We start from the raw sequence: 1850 nt of genomic DNA on the forward strand, positions 1-1850 counted from the left end.
GCAAATAGCGGGATAAAATCATTTCTTTAATCTATAATAAGAATGACATAAAAAAACAAAAAGTTACAAAAATTTTCAAATTAAAACTTTTATAACTTTTTGTTTTGATGTAAATATAATTTCAATTAATGTATCTCACCGTTTTAAACTTGACGCTCCATAATCTTGTATAGTTACATTTATATGATATTTAATCGGTACTTTACTAAATGTTTGATCCCAATCTTTTTTGACTTTCTCCCATGTTCTCGGGTGTTTAATTCTTAATTGGTTGCCAAAACCCGCAATATCGACTTGGTATTCTTTTTGTATTTTTTTTGTAACATGATGTACTAAGTGCTTTACTTCTTTTTCAATAGCTTTTTCTTCCCTTTTTAAAAATTCATTTTCAAAATCTTTTCCTGATTGCATCCAATTTTCAGACAAACGCCCTTCTGATTCAATGTTTACATCAAAGGAAATATTATTTCCGTTAACATGTGGTATGATTTTGCTTTTTATTGACTTTATTTCGTATATAATGAGTTTCTTTGATTCTTTATCAAAAGTTTTTACCACACCACCATTCCTTTTTCCGTTTATCCATACTACTCCTTCCAATTCCTGTTCATTTAAAAAGCCCATCAACTTTTTTGTCTTCCCTTTAATTACAGCAGCTCCTGCAAATTTTGTTTCCCCTTTTATCGAGATTACATTTTGCAAAAGAAAACTGGACCCTGACCGCATCTTTCCTTCCAATTTAGCGAGCGATACAGGAGGTAAAATCCTTGTTGTTCTATTTCTATTATCTGCAATTCCAGACAAACGAAATGCTGGGATTTCTCCTTTTTTGTTTGATTCCAGTACCTCCTTCGCTAGACCCTTGCTAATTAAGAGCATACAGCTAAGCCGAACTTCATTGTCACGGAGATACTGTTCAAGTAATTGTTCTAAACTGAATGTACGTACAAGACTATCACTAATAACAATGTTTTTTAAATGTGGGCTGAACATTGTGCTCTCTCTTTTCAATGAAAACTCACGAACAATTTGATGAATGGAATCACCGGTCTCAGAAACATTTATATAACGTTTTTGTTGTCCATTTCCTTTACTTTGTGCTTGCGAACTAACAATTTGATAAGTAGCTGTTATAAGATTTCTTTTAGGATAACCTCCTTCCTCATCCTCTTTCTCAATTGTTGAATCCTTCCCTTTATCTAGTGCTATACCTGCAGTTAAACTCAACTCTTCTACTTCTTTACTGCTCCAACATCCTGTTAAAAATAGAAGCAAAAGCGTCCATAACAAAGCCAAATAGAACCGCATATAATTAAATTTATTTTTCACACTACTCCTCCTTTTAATCGCGTAATAATAAGAAGAAGCAGTGGCAGTAAACCAAATAAAAATAAAGCAGCATTACCGAGCATATCCCCCAATTTAAGCAAGTCATTTATATTTTTCGAAGTCATAGCAATGATGTAAATGATTGGAATCAAAGCAAAAATAAACGGATGAATTCTCTTTTTAAAGAGTTGTGCTAATCCTAATGCAGCTGCATAATAACTAATCGTATAGGTAGCAAATATTTGCATAATCCATATTACAAGCAGTAAAGATTCAAAACGTTCAAATATTAATCCAGAAATTTCAAAACTGCGCATAAGGTCAATTGTCGGCCATGTTCTTGTTACAACCCCATCAATTGATAATGCACCAATGACCATTACAACAGTTATTACATAAAAGATTAACGGAATAGAAATTCCAACTAAAATAGCTTTTACTGCTTTATTTCGTTGTTCCATAAATACCAAAAGAATTAACATAATTTCAGGACCTGTATATGCGCTGTCTCTTATACACAT

At 32.3% G+C, this 1850-nt stretch carries 2 protein-coding genes; both read right to left on the minus strand.

Annotation, left to right across the window (positions count from 1 at the left end; all coding sequences use genetic code 11):
- Positions 1–135: 135 nt before the first annotated feature.
- Positions 136–1329 (minus strand): Ger(x)C family spore germination protein, encoded by a 1194-nt coding sequence (locus ABWK52_RS26900; RefSeq protein ID WP_000790799.1) that lies wholly within the window; start codon positions 1327–1329, stop codon positions 136–138.
- The coding region (locus tag ABWK52_RS26905) for a GerAB/ArcD/ProY family transporter (protein ID WP_353772261.1) at positions 1326–1850 on the minus strand (525 nt) is incomplete at its 5' end. The genes ABWK52_RS26900 and ABWK52_RS26905, both read right to left, overlap by 4 nt.

Source organism: Bacillus sp. AP50 (assembly GCF_040492675.1).
In the GTDB taxonomy this organism is placed as follows: domain Bacteria; phylum Bacillota; class Bacilli; order Bacillales; family Bacillaceae_G; genus Bacillus_A; species Bacillus_A cereus.